This is a genomic window from Rhodococcus sp. NPDC057135, from assembly GCF_042670865.1.
In the GTDB taxonomy this organism is placed as follows: Bacteria; Actinomycetota; Actinomycetes; order Mycobacteriales; family Mycobacteriaceae; genus Rhodococcus_F.
Map to the genome: position 1 here is coordinate 124,365 of NZ_JBHUUU010000010.1, position 17,648 is coordinate 142,012.

At 60.8% G+C, this 17,648-nt stretch carries 16 protein-coding genes; 14 read left to right on the top strand and 2 right to left on the bottom strand.

Features of this window, described 5'->3' with window-relative positions:
• Positions 1-83 precede the first annotated feature (83 nt).
• The 5 genes from ACFT1A_RS19880 to ACFT1A_RS19900 all read left to right on the top strand — a co-directional run bounded on the left by ACFT1A_RS19880 (position 84) and on the right by ACFT1A_RS19900 (position 5,097).
• Entirely contained in the window at positions 84-1,307 is a 1,224-nt protein-coding gene (locus ACFT1A_RS19880; RefSeq protein WP_378448392.1) for a lipase family protein, read from the top strand.
• Between the two features lie 69 nt (positions 1,308-1,376).
• Positions 1,377-2,069, top strand: coding sequence for an alpha/beta hydrolase (locus ACFT1A_RS19885; protein WP_378448393.1), 693 nt, complete (start codon positions 1,377-1,379; stop codon positions 2,067-2,069).
• Positions 2,070-2,727: 658 nt separating this feature from the next.
• On the top strand, positions 2,728-3,684 hold the full coding sequence (locus tag ACFT1A_RS19890; RefSeq protein ID WP_378448394.1) for an alpha/beta fold hydrolase: 957 nt from the start codon (positions 2,728-2,730) through the stop codon (positions 3,682-3,684).
• A gap of 47 nt (positions 3,685-3,731) precedes the next feature.
• On the top strand, positions 3,732-4,127 hold the full coding sequence (locus ACFT1A_RS19895) for a RidA family protein (RefSeq protein WP_378448395.1): 396 nt from the start codon (positions 3,732-3,734) through the stop codon (positions 4,125-4,127).
• A 190-nt stretch (positions 4,128-4,317) separates the two neighbouring features.
• Positions 4,318-5,097 (top strand): alpha/beta fold hydrolase, encoded by a 780-nt coding sequence (locus ACFT1A_RS19900; RefSeq protein WP_378448396.1) that lies wholly within the window; start codon positions 4,318-4,320, stop codon positions 5,095-5,097.
• Positions 5,098-5,130: 33 nt separating this feature from the next.
• Here the strand turns inward: ACFT1A_RS19900 and ACFT1A_RS19905 are convergent, their stop codons facing one another.
• Both ACFT1A_RS19905 and ACFT1A_RS19910 read right to left on the bottom strand, forming a co-directional pair.
• Entirely contained in the window at positions 5,131-6,354 is a 1,224-nt protein-coding gene (locus tag ACFT1A_RS19905) for a TetR/AcrR family transcriptional regulator (RefSeq protein WP_378448397.1), read from the bottom strand.
• A gap of 127 nt (positions 6,355-6,481) precedes the next feature.
• Complete coding sequence (locus ACFT1A_RS19910; protein WP_378448398.1) at positions 6,482-7,774, bottom strand: MFS transporter; 1,293 nt, start codon at positions 7,772-7,774, stop codon at positions 6,482-6,484.
• Positions 7,775-8,603: 829 nt separating this feature from the next.
• Between ACFT1A_RS19910 and ACFT1A_RS19915 the strand changes: the two genes are divergently transcribed.
• The 9 genes from ACFT1A_RS19915 to ACFT1A_RS19955 all read left to right on the top strand — a co-directional run bounded on the left by ACFT1A_RS19915 (position 8,604) and on the right by ACFT1A_RS19955 (position 17,643).
• Complete coding sequence (locus ACFT1A_RS19915; RefSeq protein WP_378448399.1) at positions 8,604-9,407, top strand: SDR family NAD(P)-dependent oxidoreductase; 804 nt, start codon at positions 8,604-8,606, stop codon at positions 9,405-9,407.
• Positions 9,408-9,449: 42 nt separating this feature from the next.
• Positions 9,450-10,607 carry an acyl-CoA dehydrogenase family protein gene (locus ACFT1A_RS19920; RefSeq protein ID WP_378448400.1) on the top strand — a complete coding sequence of 386 codons (1,158 nt, stop codon included), beginning with the start codon at positions 9,450-9,452 and terminating at the stop codon, positions 10,605-10,607.
• Positions 10,608-10,637: 30 nt separating this feature from the next.
• On the top strand, positions 10,638-11,801 hold the full coding sequence (locus ACFT1A_RS19925; RefSeq protein ID WP_378448401.1) for a thiolase family protein: 1,164 nt from the start codon (positions 10,638-10,640) through the stop codon (positions 11,799-11,801).
• 65 nt (positions 11,802-11,866) lie between these two features.
• Entirely contained in the window at positions 11,867-13,057 is a 1,191-nt protein-coding gene (locus ACFT1A_RS19930; RefSeq protein WP_378448402.1) for a lipid-transfer protein, read from the top strand.
• 68 nt (positions 13,058-13,125) lie between these two features.
• Positions 13,126-14,028, top strand: coding sequence for an SDR family NAD(P)-dependent oxidoreductase (locus ACFT1A_RS19935; protein ID WP_378448403.1), 903 nt, complete (start codon positions 13,126-13,128; stop codon positions 14,026-14,028).
• Complete coding sequence (locus ACFT1A_RS19940; RefSeq protein WP_007735631.1) at positions 14,025-14,447, top strand: MaoC family dehydratase N-terminal domain-containing protein; 423 nt, start codon at positions 14,025-14,027, stop codon at positions 14,445-14,447. Before ACFT1A_RS19935 ends, ACFT1A_RS19940 begins: the two co-directional genes overlap by 4 nt.
• Positions 14,444-14,860 carry a MaoC/PaaZ C-terminal domain-containing protein gene (locus ACFT1A_RS19945; protein ID WP_378448404.1) on the top strand — a complete coding sequence of 139 codons (417 nt, stop codon included), beginning with the start codon at positions 14,444-14,446 and terminating at the stop codon, positions 14,858-14,860. Before ACFT1A_RS19940 ends, ACFT1A_RS19945 begins: the two co-directional genes overlap by 4 nt.
• Positions 14,861-14,939: 79 nt before the next feature.
• Positions 14,940-16,451, top strand: coding sequence for a long-chain-fatty-acid--CoA ligase (locus tag ACFT1A_RS19950; RefSeq protein ID WP_378448405.1), 1,512 nt, complete (start codon positions 14,940-14,942; stop codon positions 16,449-16,451).
• A gap of 37 nt (positions 16,452-16,488) precedes the next feature.
• A complete protein-coding gene (locus ACFT1A_RS19955) occupies positions 16,489-17,643 on the top strand; it encodes an acyl-CoA dehydrogenase family protein (RefSeq protein ID WP_378448406.1) in 1,155 nt (384 codons plus the stop codon).
• The last annotated feature ends 5 nt before the right edge of the window (positions 17,644-17,648 follow it).

A 17,648-nucleotide genomic window follows, 5' to 3' on the forward strand; every position in this document is an offset into this window, starting at 1 on the left:
CACGGAAGATCTGAGAAGAAATGCACAAAGTTGCACTACTCCGTCTCGCGGCAGTGGGCTTCCTCGCTGCAGGAGCTGTTTCCATGACTCCTGCTCTCGCACAAGCTGAATCGCAGGACTTTTATCAACCACCCACGGCGTTGCCGGCAGGGGAGGGAGTGATGATCAAGTCCGAGACAACTCCTCTGCTCGGCCAGATACCCGGCATAGCCGGCACGTGGCCGGGCAACGGCGAAAAGATCATGTACACCTCCACGCTCGTGGACGGAACTCCCGTGGCTACCACCGGCGCAGCCATCACGCCGGCGTTTCCCTGGCGCGGCCCCGGTGACCGGCCCACCGTCGTCGTTGCTCCGGGCACGTTCGGTCAGGGCGATCAATGCGCCGGCTCGAAGAACCTTGCGTGGGCCTTCAACATTCAGGTCAGCCCTCAGTTGAGCCTGCCCGTCAACTACAACGTGGCAGATGCCGGCTTGCTGCTCACCGCAGGGTTTCGTGTGGTCATGCCCGACTACATCGGGCTCGGCACTCCCGGAATTCACACCTACGTCAACAGGGTCGAGCAGGGCAACGCCGTCGTCGATGCCGCACGCGCATCGAATCAACTGTGGAATCTCCCTGACTCCACACCTATCGCGTTCTGGGGTTACTCCCAGGGCGGCGGCGCGAGCGCGTCCGCGGCAGAAATTGTCGGCAAGCGGGCACCCGAGTTGAACGTGCTCGGAACCTACGCGGGGGCGGCCGATCCCGACCTGCGTGAGGTTCTCCGCAAGGCAGACGGGTCACTGCTCACCGGAGCGGTCGGATACACCCTCAACAGCCTGATGGCGAGGTACCCCGAGCTAGGGCCGATCTTCGACAAGCGGCTCAACGACAAGGGAAAGCAATGGCTTACGACCAGCGCGACGCAATGCGTGCCGGATACCGGGCTGACATCGTTGGGTACTCGTAGTACCGACTACACCGTCGACGGAAAGTCCTTCTCTCAGATCCTGTCCGAGGAACCGGAACTTGCAGCGGTCGTCGACGATCAACAAATCGGACGCACGGCCCCCTCTGCCCCGGTATACCTGCACACGTCCACCAACGACGACATCGTTCCGGCTGATTCCGTTGCCGCACTGAGAGACAGATGGTGCGCATTGGGAGCGGAAGTCGAATACACACAGGACGACATCACACCGCCGCTGCTACCGGGATCAACTCTCGGTCACGATTTCGGAACGGTGACCGGCATGCCGCTTGCGGCAAAATTCTTGTGGGACCGAATCAACAAGGCACCCGTCAACTCCGCGTGCGGTGCTTGACGGGCTGACCACGAATACCAATGGCCACGGCACTCCCGAAATCAAAGATCACCAACCGAAGGGAACGGCATGAGTGACGTAACTATTGTTTTGGTACATGGTTTTTGGGGTGGCGCGGCCCACTGGGGCAAAGTCATCGTCGATCTGGACGCCAGGGGATATTCGAATCTCCGTGCCGTCGAACTGCCTCTGACATCACTCGCTGACGATGCCGAACGTACGCGCAAGATGGTCGAGCAGGTTCAAGGCCCAGTTCTGCTGGTCGGGCACTCCTATGGCGGTGCAGTCATCACCGAAATGGGGGACCTCCCCAACGTCGTCGGGCTGGTGTACATCGCAGCGTTTGCACCCGACGCCGGCGAAAGCCCTGGCGGTATCACCCAACAGAACCCACCTGCCGCTGCCGCAAATCTGGCACCGGACTCCGACGGATACCTGTGGATCACTCAGGAAAAGTATCGCGACAGCTTTTGTCAGGATCTCGACGTCAGTAACTCATTGATCATGGCAGTTACCCAAAAAGCTCCATTGGCAAGTACTTTCGGTGACGCGGTTACTGCACCGGCGTGGAAGGTCAAGCCGAGCTGGTACCAGGTCTCGAGTGAAGACCGAATGATCCATCCCGACAACGAGCGAATGATGGCTGGGCGAATGAACCCCCGCAAACTCGTCGAACTGCCGACTGGGCACGCGTCCTTGGCGTCGCAGCCGTCAGCGGTATCCGACTTGATCGTCGACGCGCTCAGCGAAATTCAAGTCTGACAAGCCGATTACTCATCCCCCGAGCGGCAGGTCACCGGCTCGCTCGGGGTATCGGACCCAACCGCTACGTTGCACGGAGAGAAGAGAATTGCTGAGCGAGCATGGATACAGCGTTTTCTGCATCAGATTGAACGCTCTCTTCGAAACCCGCCAACCTGGATTGACCAATGCACGAGTCTGCGACGCGCTTCGTCAGCAGGGGTGTCGCATATCGACTCCCTATCTTTCTCAGCTTCGCACCGGGGTTCGCCGCGCCCCGTCAGAGACTGTGGTGCGCGGCCTCGCACAGTTCTTCGGCGTCAATACGAGCCACTTCTTCGACAGCCGTTGCGATTTCGGAATCGAAGACTCGCGACACTCGGATGCCTTACTCATTGCAAAGTTGTCGAATGAATCGGTGCAGCATCTTCTCAGACTGACAAATGAATTGTCGTCTGATTCTCAGGAGATGCTGATCTTGTTGGTCGATCGGTTGCGGGAGGCCGACGGATTGGCGAGCTACAAGTCACGCTCACAGTGAGTTTCGGGCCTGCCGCGAGTTTCGAGCCTGTGGTGTCCAAGCCTGTCCACCGGTAGACGAAAGGAAAGCGAACGCAAGGACATGTTTTGTGGCCTGACCAACATGTTCAGCAGGTGTGCAGATCGACAGGCTAGGTGGATGACATCTCCCATGCCCTTCGGGAACTTGACGGCCCCGAACAGCGCAACTCGAACGCACAGCAGAATGTCGGATGCCTCCGAGCGAGGTGTAGCCGGCGAGCCGTCGAAGATTCACTCGCGAGTGAACCGGCGCACGCTGTTCGCAGGGGCGGCGGCACCCGCAGCCGCAGCCGCAGTCACACCCGCTGCCCCTGCAACTGCTACCGCAGGCACCGGCATCTCTTCAGCTTCCCCCGCGCGACCGGACTATCTTCTCGTACACGGTGGCAGCCATGGAGGTTGGTGTTGGCGCAAACTCGCACCGATGTTGCAACGCGGTGAGAACCGAGTGATCACCCCGACGATCACCGGCGTAGGGGACCGATCCCATCTCCTCCATGCAGAGTTGAGCTACGACGACGCTGTCAACGACATCATTCGGACGATTGAAGCAGAGGAGCTCACAGACTTCGTGCTGGTCGGCCACAGCATCGGTGGTGCATACATAACCTCGGTGGCTGACCGGATGCCTGAGAGGATCCGTCGATTGGTCTACCTCGACGCTGTGGTCATCGAAAACGGTGAGACAGTGCTGTCCACAATGCCACTCGGCAGCCAGGAGGTACTCCGAACGCTTGTCGACGCCACCGGCGGGCACACTGTGCCCGCACCGACAGATCCCACTATGTTCGGTCTCACCGATCGAAATGACATCGATTGGGCGAAAAGGCAACTCACTGCGCACCCATGGTCGACCTGGAGTGACACAGTCATTCTCACCGGTCCGGCTGGGGCTGGACTTCCACGGCACTACATCGACTTCACTGAGCCCGCCTTCCCCGACATCCAAGCGTCGAAGCAGCGGGTGCTGAACAACTCGCGCGAGTGGCAACTCGATCGAATCAATACCGGGCACGACGGGATGATCTCCGCTCCCCGAGCGGTCGCCGAACAGATCTTGTCCTACGACCGCTGACTCGATGCGGCGAAACTATCGACAGTTCAGATTGGAGACGACTCCACATGCAACGTGAAAACATTGCTCCACAACTCATTACGGGTAGGTTCGGATACAACTCCGCGGTCAGAATCAGCGCACCTTCGGAATTTCTCTTCGTATCGGGGCATGAGGGACGCGGTAGCGTGGATGCGCGCGGAGGCGTCGGCGACTTCAGAGCCCAAGTTGCAACGACCTTTGTCAATATCGACCGCACCCTCGAAGTTGCGGGTTTCAGTTTCCGAGACGTAGTACAGATCCGCATCTTTGTCAGAGACATAGCTTCTGCAACCTCGAACTACGATGTTGTTCTCGATGCCCTCGAAACCTACCAATGCTCACCAGCCAGCTTGATGGCTGAGACCACCGGGCTGTCCGACCCGGCGATGCTGGTCGAGATCGAAGCTGTGGCAGTACGCTAGGGCACCTCGGATGTCACTGACGTTTTGCTCCCGATCCTTCTGAGTGGGAGGCATATTCGCTATACCAGGTTCGATATGGCCAGCGAATGTTCCGGCATTGGTTCGACATTCGATTCGACGATAGATTCGGGGCCGGTGGACGAGAAAATCCCAATCGCTCATCATCTTCTCGTTCGCGAGACCTTTGCGGATGAATTCTGTTCGGCGAGCGAACTTACGTGGTGGAGGAATAGTCGTGGCGCAGCAATACACTTTCGTTCTCGTTCATGGAGCTTGGCATACGGGGGAGCACTGGGCACCAGTAGCGAAACACCTGATTGCATCCGGCCATAGCGTGTACACGCCTACGGTCGCGGGTTTCGGGGAATCACAGACGAGTGTCCGACACGCGGACGGTGTCGAGTCGATCGTTCAGTACATCACCGACCGAGATATCACGGACTTCATTCTGGTGGGACACAGCTTCGGCGGCACGGTCATCTCCAAGGTCGCAGAGGTATTTCCTGACCGCATTCGGCGACTTGTCTATTGGAATGCCTTTGTTCCAGCGAATGGCAACAGTATCAACGACGAGTCCCCGGCTCACTATCGAGAGATGGTGCGCGAAAGAGCGGTGGACGGAATGTTCTCCTTGCCTTGGAACGTCTGGAGGGAAGCGTTCTTGAACGACGCAGATCACGAGACAGCCATGAGCGCCTACGAGTCTCTATGCCCGACACCGGTCACTATGTTGGAAGACAAACTTGATCTCACGAAGTTCTACGAACTCGTCAACTCCGGGACGGTGAGGACTTCCTACCTGAACTGCACGGAAGACACTGCGATGCCGCACGGCGAGTTCGCCTGGCATCCAAGATTTTCCGGTCGACTCGGCCTGTGCAGGATCATTCAGATGGCAGGAAGCCACGAAGCGATTTTCACTACACCGGCGACCCTCGCTGAAAAGCTGGTCGAAGCCGGGCGCGACTGACTCGTTCTGTGGTGCCGATCTGCCGCTCTGAGACTACGGAGCGGCACCAACTCCGGCGCCCACCAATGACGCAGCGGGATCCGAAGTCTCCGTCATCAAAGCAGTGCATATCTCCGCCAGTCGGTCTGCGAGGTCAACACGGCGCCGAACGCTTCCGATACGGATAGCGTTGCCGATCAACGTCATTGCTGCACTCACGGTGAACTTCGCCTCGGTTGCATCCAAACCGGGGCGAACTTCGCTGAGCGCCCGAACCCACAACTCCAGGTAGTCCCGCTGAGCTTGGACACAGGCCTTTCGGGTGTTGTCGGGAAGCTCGGCGAGTTCCGTCGCCATCAGACCGATGAGGTGTCCGTCTTCCAGGGCAAACGCGATATGAACACCCAAGAGAATGTCGAGCGTCTCGCTCGAATCGCCTACTTGCGACAGCGCCTGCCGCACGGCAAGGTCACGTCGGTCGAAACCACGGGTGATTGCCGTGGACAGAATGTCGAGCTTCGTGTCGAAGTGGTTGTACACGTTCTGGCCTGTCGTGCCGCAGGCCGCGCCGACGTCCTCGTTGCTGACCGTTCGATACCCGCGTTCGTCGAACAGTTGAATCGCCGCAGTCAGTAGTTGTTCGCGTCGCGAAACGGGTATGGAGATGACCTCAGTACGCGCAGCGGGAACATCAAGGTCTGCAGACCCGATGGGGGACAGGGCAACACGCGCCGAAAGGTCGAACAGCAGCGCCTCCATCTGACGGGGAGGCATCGAGATTCGGTGACTCGACGAACTGCTGAACACCGCCAGGATCGAGTACGCCAGCAGCCGACTGTCGGAGTCGGAAAGGTCAGACCTGTGCGCTTGCACCAGCTCCGAGATACGAGAGGTACTGACCCGCAACCTCTTACGCAGAATCTCTCGTTGGTCGTCGTCCAGGTACCTGGCTTCGCGCTGCCACAACAGCGGCAACCCGCGGCGCTCGACCGACGTTGCCGACAGCGTTGTCAGCAACGTGTACAGATCCGTTGCACCGCCGACAGATTCATTGAGAGACTCGATCCCGGCCAGAACCGCGTGATAGAGCAGGCTGTTCTTGTTTCGATAATGGCGGTAGAGCGCGGACGTCGTGATGTCCACACGAGCGGTGACATCCGAAACAGAAATGTTGTGATACCCGTGCTCCCGGAACAGCTCGCTTGCTGCTGCCAATATCTGTTGCTTACGGTCGCGGGGTCGACGGACGGCAGTCATCGGTTCCCTTTCACGTGGCACGCCGTCATCCTATCGTCGATTCGATCATTGCGTCAGATTCACAAAGTGAGTGTACTCGCATGAAGACGCCGCATAGCCAGAAAAGTCCAGTTACCCACTATTCTGTGCACTCGGGAGCGTCACGCAGCTACGTTCGACTCGTAGCTTTCCAGACGATCTCCTTGTCACGCTCGGGGTTGGCGAAAATCAAGGTTCCGAAAGCAAACAGGACCGCAACCAATCCGAAGGCCTGGAACGCAGTGGCATAGCCGGCAGCCGGAGTATCGGCAGCGTCGACGATCCGCCCGGTCACGTAGGGGCCGATCAAGCCCCCGATTCCCATCATTGCCATGAAAACTCCCAGCGTTCCGGCGGTCTGCCGCGGTGGACAAATTTCAGAGATCGTGGCGATGATCAGCGGATAGCCGGACGCCAGGAACCCATATCCGACCGAGACGATCGCGACCGCCAGCGCAGGGGCCGACACGTAGGGCAGGAACACCATGATCATTCCGCTGACGAGCACACCCACCGAGGGAACGATTATTCGAATCAGGCGGGACGTGGCGCCGCGAGAAGTCAGACGATCTCCGGAAGAGGAGAGGATCAACATCAAAATCAGGCCCGCAATGCTGGGGAATGCGAACATCGAACCAGCTTGCAGTCGGCTGTATCCCAGGCCCACTTCGAAGTACGACGGAAGCCAGGTCAGCACAACCGCGACGATGGCGTATATCGCCATCACCAGCATGGTGCAGCTGATGAACGTCCGCGTTCGGAAGATGCGCATCCACGGCACCGCCGGCTCGTCAGTCTCGGCTGCACTGACGCCCGCCTCTTCTCGACGCTTTCCACTACGGATGTAGGGGCCCTGCGACCACAGGGGCAACCAGAGCACGCACCACAACACGCCGAGCACCGCCATGCAGACCACGGCCGCACGCCACCCCCACGTGACCGTCACGAAGGCAAGCGCCGGAGCCACGGCAATCTTCGCCAGCGAGGCCGACCCCGCTAGAAGCGCACCCGGAAGTCCGCGCTTCGCCGGTGGATGCCAGGAGAACGCGGCGGTGTGTGTCAAAGGTCCGCTCGGCCCCTCAGCCAAACCCAACAGCATCCGACTGACTACCAACACAGCAAAACTCGCCGTGATGACCATCGGAAGCATTGCCGCCGACCAGAGCAGGGCCAACACCGCCAGCGCCCATCTCAGTGTCGTTATTCGGGCGATCGCCCCGGAAAAGAAGCCGCCGATCGTGAAGGTGAGGAAGAACAAGCTACCTACGAGACCGATCTGGGATGCTGTCAACCCCAGCTCTTTGGACAGCGGTTGGGCAATGATGCCCAATACCGCTTTGTCTCCCCAGTTGATGACGGTCAGGAAAACCAGAAGCGAGGTCAAACCCCAAGCACGGCGGCGTGATTCGGGAGGTTCAGGCACTGCTGTACCCGAAGATACTTGTTGGTGTGTTGCCACTTGACGAGGCGTTGTCTTGGGTGTTGTCCGGGGTGTTGTCACTGTCGGATCCTTCGAGGAGACGGTTTGATCAACGGGCACTGCCAACGCAGTGCAGGGGCAGGCTTGCCGCTTGGATTGGTGACACTTCGGGTTCACATCGATGTTCGGAATCGAGATCCATCACGCTCCGCTTCCGCAGAGAAGACGTGTCAGTTTGGTCATTCTTCGAGAGCGAATCACCGAATAGCACTGCCAGATAGGCAGAAACACACAGTTGGATGCCCGCCTCCCTCAGGTTGACTTCTTCGGTTCAGCCGTCCGTGCGTAGGCATTCTCGTGCGATGTCGCGTCAAAGAATTACTTGAGATTCACTTTGGGCTATTTTCACCACTGTGTCAAGGGTCACTTGAAACTACCGACGACACTGGTGACCTTGCCGAAAGGTCAGATCCTCCGAAACCCGCTTACTCAACGCCCCCCCAACTCTGGTGGTGACTGACGCAGCTTCCGGCACCCGAGAGCGTCCGCCACTCGCCATCGGTGCCCCATCCCGCCAGATTCACACGCAACTGTGAATGTGTTGGAACAGTATCCGACCAGCAGTTACAGCGAAGATGCTTGACATACATACTTTCAAGGCCTAAAAGTGAATCATCAGTAATTGCGAATGAAGCGCTCGGAGCCACGGCGCCTCGAGGCATCGCAGCGCCGGAGCAACCGCCGGTCTGGAATGCCGCCAATTACGTTTCGCTACAACACTCTTCACTCGAAAGGGAACACCGTGGGAAATGGGATCGCGGGAACTGGGACCGTGGGCAATCTGGAGGGAAAGGTCGCTCTCGTATCCGGGTCGGGTCGTGGGATCGGCCGAGAAATCGCACTCAAATTCGCCCGCGAAGGTGCAGCGGTGACGATCAACGACCTCGATCCCGAAGCTGCTGCACAGACCGAGCACGACATCAAGGCTGCCGGCGGACAAGCAGTCAGCCTTGTGGGTTCAGTGTCCGAGGACGGTTTCGCGGAGCGGTTCGTCAGCACTGCGGTCGAAACCTTCGACGGTCTGGACATCATCGTCAACAACGCCGGATATACCTGGGACTCGGTGATTCAAAAGATGACCGACGAGCAGTGGGACACCATCGTGGACGTAAATCTCAAGGCGCCGTTCCGCATCCTGCGTGCGGCGCAACCTTTCATCAAAGCCAATCCGACCGAGTACCACCGCAAGGTGGTGAACGTGTCGTCGGTGTCGGGGTACTACGGGAACGCCGGCCAATCCAACTACGGCGCCGCCAAAGCCGGCCTGATCGGACTGACCAAGACTCTTGCCAAGGAATGGGGCCGGTACAGGGTCAACGTCAACGCAGTGGCCTTCGGACTGATCATCACGAGAATGACCGAGGTGTCCGCGGACGCGAACGCGACGTTGACGATCGACGGCCGCGAGATTCGCGTCGGCGTCAACCCTGACCGCTTGGCCGTCGCGTCGAAGATGATCCCATTCGGCCGAGGCGGCACTCCGGTGGAAGCCGCGGGGGCGGTGTACCTGCTGTGCACGCCCGAATCGGACTACATCAACAGCCATTGCCTCGTCGTCGACGCCGGACGCGTCTGACCCAAAACACGTCATCTCATCACAGATTTTCAGGAGCGCATCATGAAACGTACCGTCTATGCCCCCGAGCACGAGGCATTCCGCGAGACCATCCGGACCTTCATCGCCAAGCAGGTCACGCCGAACTACCCGGAGTGGGAGAACGCGAACCAGGTACCGCGTGAGTTGTTCAACCAGCTTGCAGAACTCGGAGCGACGAGTTTCGACATCCCCGAGGAGTTCGGCGGCGCCGGACCCACCAGCTTCAAATTCCAAGCTGTCATGCAAGAGGAAACAGCCCGTGCAGCAGTAAGTTTCGGACACTACGGCGTGAGCATCGGCATCGTGTTGCCGTACCTGTTGCGCCTGGCCGACGACGAACAGAAGCAACGGTGGCTTCCGGGAGTGGCGAGCGGCGAGACCATGCTCTGCATCGCCATGACCGAGCCGGGGACCGGATCGGATCTGGCGGGCATCAAGACCACAGCGCGCCTGTCCGAAGACGGCACCCACTACGTCCTCAACGGCGCCAAGACCTTCATCACCGGTGCCCGCAACTCGGAACTCTGCGTCGTAGCCGCTCGAACCTCCGCACCCTCCGAGGAGGACCGACGCTTCGGACTCAGCCTGCTGGTGGTTCCCACAGACAGTGTCGGCTTCAATTTCGGACGCAAGCTCGACAAGATCGGCATGAAGTCTTCCGACACCAACGAACTGTCGTTCACCGATGTTCGAGTTCCGGTCGAGAATCTCCTCGGCGAGCAGGACAAGGGCTTCTCCTACCTCGGCCAAAACCTCCCCCGCGAAAGGCTTTCCATCGGTGTCGGCCAGACCGCCTGTGCGGCCTCGGCGATCGAGTACGCGTCGGAGTACGTCCGCCAGCGCCAAGTCTTCGGTAAGCCGGTTGCATCCTTCCAGAACACCAAATTCGTTCTTGCCGAATGCGCTACAGAAGTCGCTGCCGCGCAGGCCCTGGTGGACAAGGGACTCGATCTCGACGACTCCGGAGAGCTCACCGCCGCCGATGCTGCACGCATCAAGCTGTTCTGCACCGAGATGGCCGGGCGCGTGATCGACAAGTGCCTACAACTGCACGGCGGCTACGGGTACATCCTCGAATATCCCATCGCTCGCCTGTACGCCGACACGAGAGTCTCGCGCATCTACGGCGGTACCAGTGAAGTCATGAAGACCATCATCGCCAAAGACATCGGTCTCTGATCTCCAACCGACTCGGACACAGGAGTTTTCATGCGTGATGCAGTCATCGTCGACGCGGTACGGACACCGGTCGGCAAACGTGGTGGTGGGTTGTCCACCACGCACGCAGTCAATCTGTCAGCGCACGTTCTGCGCACGCTGGCAGAGCGAACCGGGCTGGACCCCGCAATCGTCGACGACGTGATCTGGGGTTGCGTCGGAACCCTCGGCATGCAGGCCGGCTGTATCGCCCGGTCGGCAGTACTCGGTGCAGGATGGCCCGAACATGTCCCTGGCGTGACCGTCGACCGTCAATGCGGCTCTTCGCAGCAGGCCGTACACCAGGCGGCGGCCGGCGTGATCTCGGGCCAGTACGACGTCGCAGTCGCGGGCGGAGTCGAGATGATGAGCGTCATCCCCCTCGGCGCAGCTGCCCGTGCCGGTGATTACGGTCCGATGCACGGACCACTCGTACTGGGGCGCTACAACATCGAGCGATTCAACCAAGGTCTCGGCGCTCAGATGATCGCCGACGAGTACGGCATCAGTCGCACCGACATGGACCGACACGGCCTCGACTCGCATGCCCGTGCTGCTGCCGCTGTCGATGCCGGTCGTTTCGCCGGCCAGATCGCACCGGTCACGGTCACCGATGCCGAAGGTGGTACCAGGATCATCGAGGCGGACGAAGGTATCCGTCGCGGCGGGACCATGGAACGCCTCGCCGAGTTGCCGGTGGCGTTCGAGGGAACCGAGATCACGGCAGGAAACGCTTCCCAGGTTTCCGACGGGTCCGCCGCTCTCCTCGTGATGACCAGTGACATTGCGCGTGAACACGGTTGGACACCGATCGCCCGCATTCATACTGCAGTGGTGACCGGTACCGATCCGGTGAGCATCCTCAAGGGCCCGATCCCGGCAACGGCGCTGGCGCTGAAGAAGTCCGGGTTGACGCTCGCCGACATCGGCACGTTCGAGATCAACGAGGCATTCGCCGCCGTGTCCCTGGCCTGGTTGCGCGAGACCGGAGCCGACTATTCGCTGATGAACCCCAACGGCGGCGCCATGGCCATCGGGCATCCAGTGGGAGGCTCCGGCGCGCGGTTGATGACCACGATGGTGCACCACATGCGTGACGAGGGAATCCGTTACGGCTTGCAGTCGATGTGTGAGGGCGGCGGCATGGCCAACGCCACCATCCTCGAGTTGCTCTGAATACGCCTCACACACAACGAATCAACCACCAAAGCACGAAGACCAGTAATCACAAGGGAGCACCGATGAGTCGCAAAGTACTAGTCGCCGGGGTCGGAATGATCCCGTTCACGAAGCCAGGGCGCAGCGAGCACTACTACGAGATGGGCGCGAAGGCCATTGCCAACGCGCTCGCGGACGCAGGAATCGGATTCGAGAAGATCGGGCAGGCCTACGCCGGCTACGTGTACGGGGATTCGACGAGTGGTCAACGCGCCATCTACGGCGCGGGCATGACCGGAATTCCGGTTGTCAACGTCAACAACAACTGCGCGAGTGGCTCGTCCGCGCTGTGGTTGGCCAGGCAGGCCGTCGAGTCCGGCGTCGTCGAATGCGCACTCGCCGTTGGCTTCGAGCAGATGCAGCCCGGGGCGTTGGTCAACCATTGGGGCGATCGCCCGGCTCCGATGGAGCGGCACGCCGAAGTCCTCGACCGCACCTACGGCATCGACCCCGCCAACCCGTCCATGGCGATGCAGTACTTCGGTGCCGCCGCGCAGGAGTACTCCAAGCGGTACGGGGTCTCGCCGGATCTGTTCGCGAAGATCTCGGTAAAATCCCGCAAGCACGCTGCCAACAACCCGTACGCGGTTTTCCGTGAGCCGGTCACCGAGCAGGAAGTGCTCGAATCAAAGGCACTGTACGGCGGGCTGACTCGTTTGCAGGCCTGCCCGCCCACCTGCGGAGCCGGCGCCGCCATCATCTGCAGCGAAGATTTCGCGCGTGCCCACGGCCTCACACCGGGTGTGGCGATCGCAGCTCAAGAGCTGGTCACCGACTTCCCCAGCGTCTTCACCGACGACGACGTCTTCAAAGTCGTCGGCGCGGACATCACTCGCGTTGCTTCGCAACGGATTTACGAAAAGGTCGGAGTGGATCCGCGCGACATCCAGGTCGTGGAACTGCACGATTGCTTCTCGGTCAACGAGGTGCTCTCGTACGAGGCCCTCGGATTGGTAGAAGAAGGGTGCTCCGAGAAGTTCATCCTCGACGGCGACAACACCTACGGCGGCCGCGTTGTGGTCAATCCCAGCGGCGGCCTGCTGTCCAAGGGGCATCCGCTCGGCGCCACCGGCTTGGCTCAGTGCGCCGAATTGGTGTGGCAGTTGCGCGGCACCGCCGACGCACGACAGGTCGACGGAGCAAAGCTCGCACTGCAGCACAACCTCGGTCTCGGCGGCGCCGGCGTCATCACGCTGTACGAAAAGGTTGCGTAGCAACCACTTCCACCAAGTCTTCAACACCGCCGCGCCGTAGCTCGGCGCGAAGAACGAAAGGAAACATCATGGGACAACTCGACGGACGCGTTGCCATCGTCACCGGGGCCGGCGCAGGTCTCGGCCGCGAACACGCACTACTCATGGCAGCCGAAGGCGCCAGCATCGTGGTCAACGACCTGCGCGGAGCGCAACAGGTGGCAGACGAAATCGTTGCTGCCGGCGGCTCGGCCATCGCGGTAGAGGGTTCGATCGCGGAGATGGCCGTCGGTGAGAAGCTCACCGAGGCAGCAGTATCCACCTTCGGCAACTTGCACTCGGTGGTCAACAACGCCGGCATCATCCGCGACGCGATGCTGTGGAACATGACCGAGGAAGAGTTCGACTCGGTTATCGCTGTGCACCTCAAGGGCACCTTCTCGGCTACCCGCGCCGCCGTAAGATACTGGCGCGACCAGTCGAAGGCAGGCGTGCACGAGACACGCAACCTCGTCAACACCAGTTCCGGATCCGGACTGCACGGCAACTACGGACAGTGGAATTACTCAGCAGCCAAGGCCGGTCTGGCCATCCAGGCAGTCAATGCCGCTCGCGAATTCGAGCGATTCGGCGTCAAGGCCAATGCCATCGCTCCCGTCGCGCGCACCGAACCTGTCAAAGCCACGCCCGGCATCAAGGATTTGGTCGGTGAGCCCGTCGACAAGGCTGTCTTCGACCGCTACAACCCCGCCAACTGCTCGTCGCTCGTGGCATATCTGTCGAGCGCCGAATGCGCTTTCAACGGACAGGTTTTTGCCGTTTACGGCGGCTACGTGGGTCTCTACGGCGGCTACTCGATCGCCGACGAAATTCGCGAGGACCGACAGCTGGACATCGGTGAACTGACAAAGCTTCTCGGCGACGACGCCTTCCTCAAGTCGGTCGAGACCCGGCGCGCCGGCATCCCGAAGATCGAAGGAGAAACCAAGTGAGCTACACCTTCCCGCTCGACTACAGCAAGGTCCAGGAATTCGTCCGGGCCGTGAAGGCAAACCCCGAACAGCATGCCGGTGAGGATGCGGTGATCCCGCCGACCATGCTCACCAGCGGCCGAATGATCTGGGAGCCCGCAGACCAATCCGGTTTCGCCAAGCTCGGATTCGACCGTCGTCGCATCCTCCACGGAGAGGAGGAGTACATCTTCCACGGGCCACTTCCACGAGCCGGCCAGAAGCTGACCGCCGAGACCACCGTCGGTGACCGCTTCGAAAAGCCCGGAAAGCGCGGTGGGGTGATGACCTTCGCGAAGATGATCACCGAGTTCCGTGACGAGTCCGGAGAATTGATCGCGACGCAGAACAGCACGATCATCGAGACCGCCACAACGGGCGGCAAGGAGGAGGGGAAATGACCACCACGACCGAAACCGTCGTAACCGGACAGCAGGCCGAGAGCAAGACCTTCCCTCCACTGACTCGCACCGACTTCGTCAAGTATCAGGGTGCCTCGGGTGATTTCCATCCGTTGCACCACGACGACACGTTCGCCCGTGAGACCGGCTTCCCGTCCGTGTTCTCCGTCGGCATGCTTCAGGCAGGCATGCTGGCCGGCTACGTCACCGAATGGCTGGGTGTCGAGAACCTGCGTCGATTCAAGATTCGATTCGCCGACAAGGTCTGGCCCGGTGACGAACTCACCTGCTCTGCTGTCGTCGTCGACATCTACGAGGCCGAGGACGGTCGACGTGCCCGTGTCGAACTTGTCTGCGCTCGTCAGAACGGTGTCAACGCCCTCGTCGGAGACGCGGAATTCCTGATCGACTAACTCGTCGTCGGGGTGTCGATTCGTCGGCACCCCGACCATCCGCCGTCTGCACCACCCGACTCGAGGAGCACGCGAGCCCATGCATCTGACCCACCTTCTGCACAGGGCGGTTCAACAACAGCCGCACCGACCCTTGACCGTCTGCGAGCATCGCGAGCGCACCGCCCCACAGATCGCGAAGCGAGTCGCCAGGCTCGCCGGAGCCCTGCGAGAGCGCGGCGTCGGTCCGGGCGACCGGGTCAGCATCCTGGCGTTCAACTCCGACCGTTACTTCGAGTCGTTGATGGCGACGTGGTGGATCGGCGCTGTCGTCAATCTCGTCAACCGTCACGGTTCGGTCCGTGAAGTCACCGACGCGGTCACCGGAGTCGGCAGCGCTTTTGTACTCGTCGACGAGGAATGCCGGCTATTGGTGTCCGGACTCGACGCCACCGTCACGCTCGTCTACATGGGCGACGAGCCGGCTCCCGCCGGAATGGCGGGTTTCGAAGACCTGATCATCGAAGGCCCCGAGGTCGACGACGTGCGTGCCGGCGGCGACACGTTGGCCGCGCTGATCTACACCGGCGGAACCACCGGTACTCCCAAAGCCGTCATGCACTCTCATCGCAGTCTCTCGACCGCCCTGCTCGGCGGTACCGGCTTTGCCCGGTCCTGCGAGATCGGTGGCATCACTCTGGTGATGGCTCCTCTGTTCCACATTGCCGCATTGCTCGGCATGCTGGCCCAGACCGTGGTCGGCGGCACAGTGGTGTTCGCCAACCGCTTCGACGCCGGCGATGTGCTCGAGCTCATCTCGGGCCGACGGATCACCACCATGACCTCGATCCCGAGCATGTTGCAAATGCTCTACAACCATCCGGCCTTCCCGGACACGGACGTCACCAGCGTCAGATCGATCGTCTACGGAGCCGCTCCGATGCCCGCGGCCGTCCTCGAACGCGCGATGTCGCACTTCCCCAACGCAAACTTCGTCCAGGGATACGGCATGACGGAGACCGCGGTCATCGTCTCCCTGCTCGGTTCGGACCACCGTGCCGGCGGTCCTCGCCTGCGCTCTGCGGGCCGCGCAAGCCTTCACGCCGAAATCATCATCGTCGACCGGGAAGGCAACGAGGTGCCGCGGGGCACCGTCGGAGAGATCGTCACCCGCGGCGAGCACATCATGCTCGGTTACTGGAACCGCCCGGAAGAGACCGCCGAAGCGCTACGCGGAGGCTGGCTGCACACCGGAGATCTCGCGTACATGGACGACGAGGGGTACATCTTCATCGTCGATCGCGCCAAGGACATGATCATCACCGGCGGTGAGAACGTCTATTCGGCCGAGGTGGAGGACGCCGTCACCAACCACCCCGCGGTGTTGCGCTGCGCCGTCATCGGTTTGCCCGACGATCAGTGGGGCGAGCGCGTGCATGCCGTGGTCGTCCTCAAACCACACCTGTCTGTCACCGCCGAAGAAATTCGCGAGCACGTCAAAACCCAAGTCGCAGGATACAAAGCACCGCGCACAGTTGCCTTCGTCGAAGCACTGACGACCACGGCCACCGGTAAGACCGACAAACGGTCGCTGCGCAGCCTCTACACCTAGCCAACCCCGCGTCGTCCGCGGAACAAGGAGACTTCCCATGAAGCGCACAATCTTCGACGATCAGCACGACGCCTTTCGTGAGGTGTTCCGGGCCTTTCTACACAAGGAGGTCGTCCCGGAGTTCGCGAAGTGGGAGGAACAGGGATACGCCCCACGCGAGTTCTACCGCAAGCTCGGCGAATTGGGAGTCATGGGCTTCGACATCCCGGAGGAGTACGGCGGCGCGGGGCCGACGAGCTATCGCTATCTGATGATCATCGGAGAGGAAGCTGCGTTGGCCGGTGTCTCATTGGGTAACTACCACGCGAGCGCCGGAATCGTTCTGCCCTACTTGCTCACTCTCGCAAACGAGGATCAGAAGAAGCGCTGGCTGCCCGACTGCGCGAGTGGGCAGGCCGTGCTTGCCGTGGCGATGACCGAACCGGGTACGGGTTCGGATCTGGCCGCCATTCGTACCACCGCAAAGCTCTCCGACGACGGAGAAAGCTACATCCTCAACGGCGCAAAGACCTTTATCACCAACGCGTCTCAGGCAACACACATGGTAGCGGTCGCCCGTACCGACGATCCAGGTGAGAATCGCAGGGGCGGGCTCTCGCTGTTCGTCGTCGACACCGAATCCGCAGGCTTCGAAGTCGGTCGCCGATTGGACAAGATCGGTTTGAAGTTCAGCGATACCTGCGAGGTCTCCTTCACCAATGTCCGAGTGCCGGTCACCGATGTACTCGGCGAGGAAGGAGCGGCCTTCAGTTACCTCGGACAGAACCTGCCCCGCGAACGCCTCGCCATGGCGGCCGGAGGGTGCGCCACCGCGGCCGCTGCCATCGCCCACGCGGTTTCCTACACCAGCGACCGACGCGTCTTCGGAAAACCGGTCGCGGACTTCCAGAACACCAAATTCGTTCTTGCCGAATGTGCTACGGATCTCGCCGCAGGTCAGACAATGGTCGATCACGCCGTCGCACTCGAAGACACCGGCGAGTTGAGCGCCGTCGACGCTGCAATCTGCAAGCTCTTCTGCACCGAGATGGCAGGCCGCGTGATCGACAAGTGTCTACAACTGCACGGCGGCTACGGGTACATCCTCGAATATCCCATCGCACGGTTGTACGCAGACACGAGAGTGTCGCGAATCTACGGCGGCACCAGCGAAGTCATGAAAACGATCATCGCGAAATCCCTGAGCCGGTAGGAGCC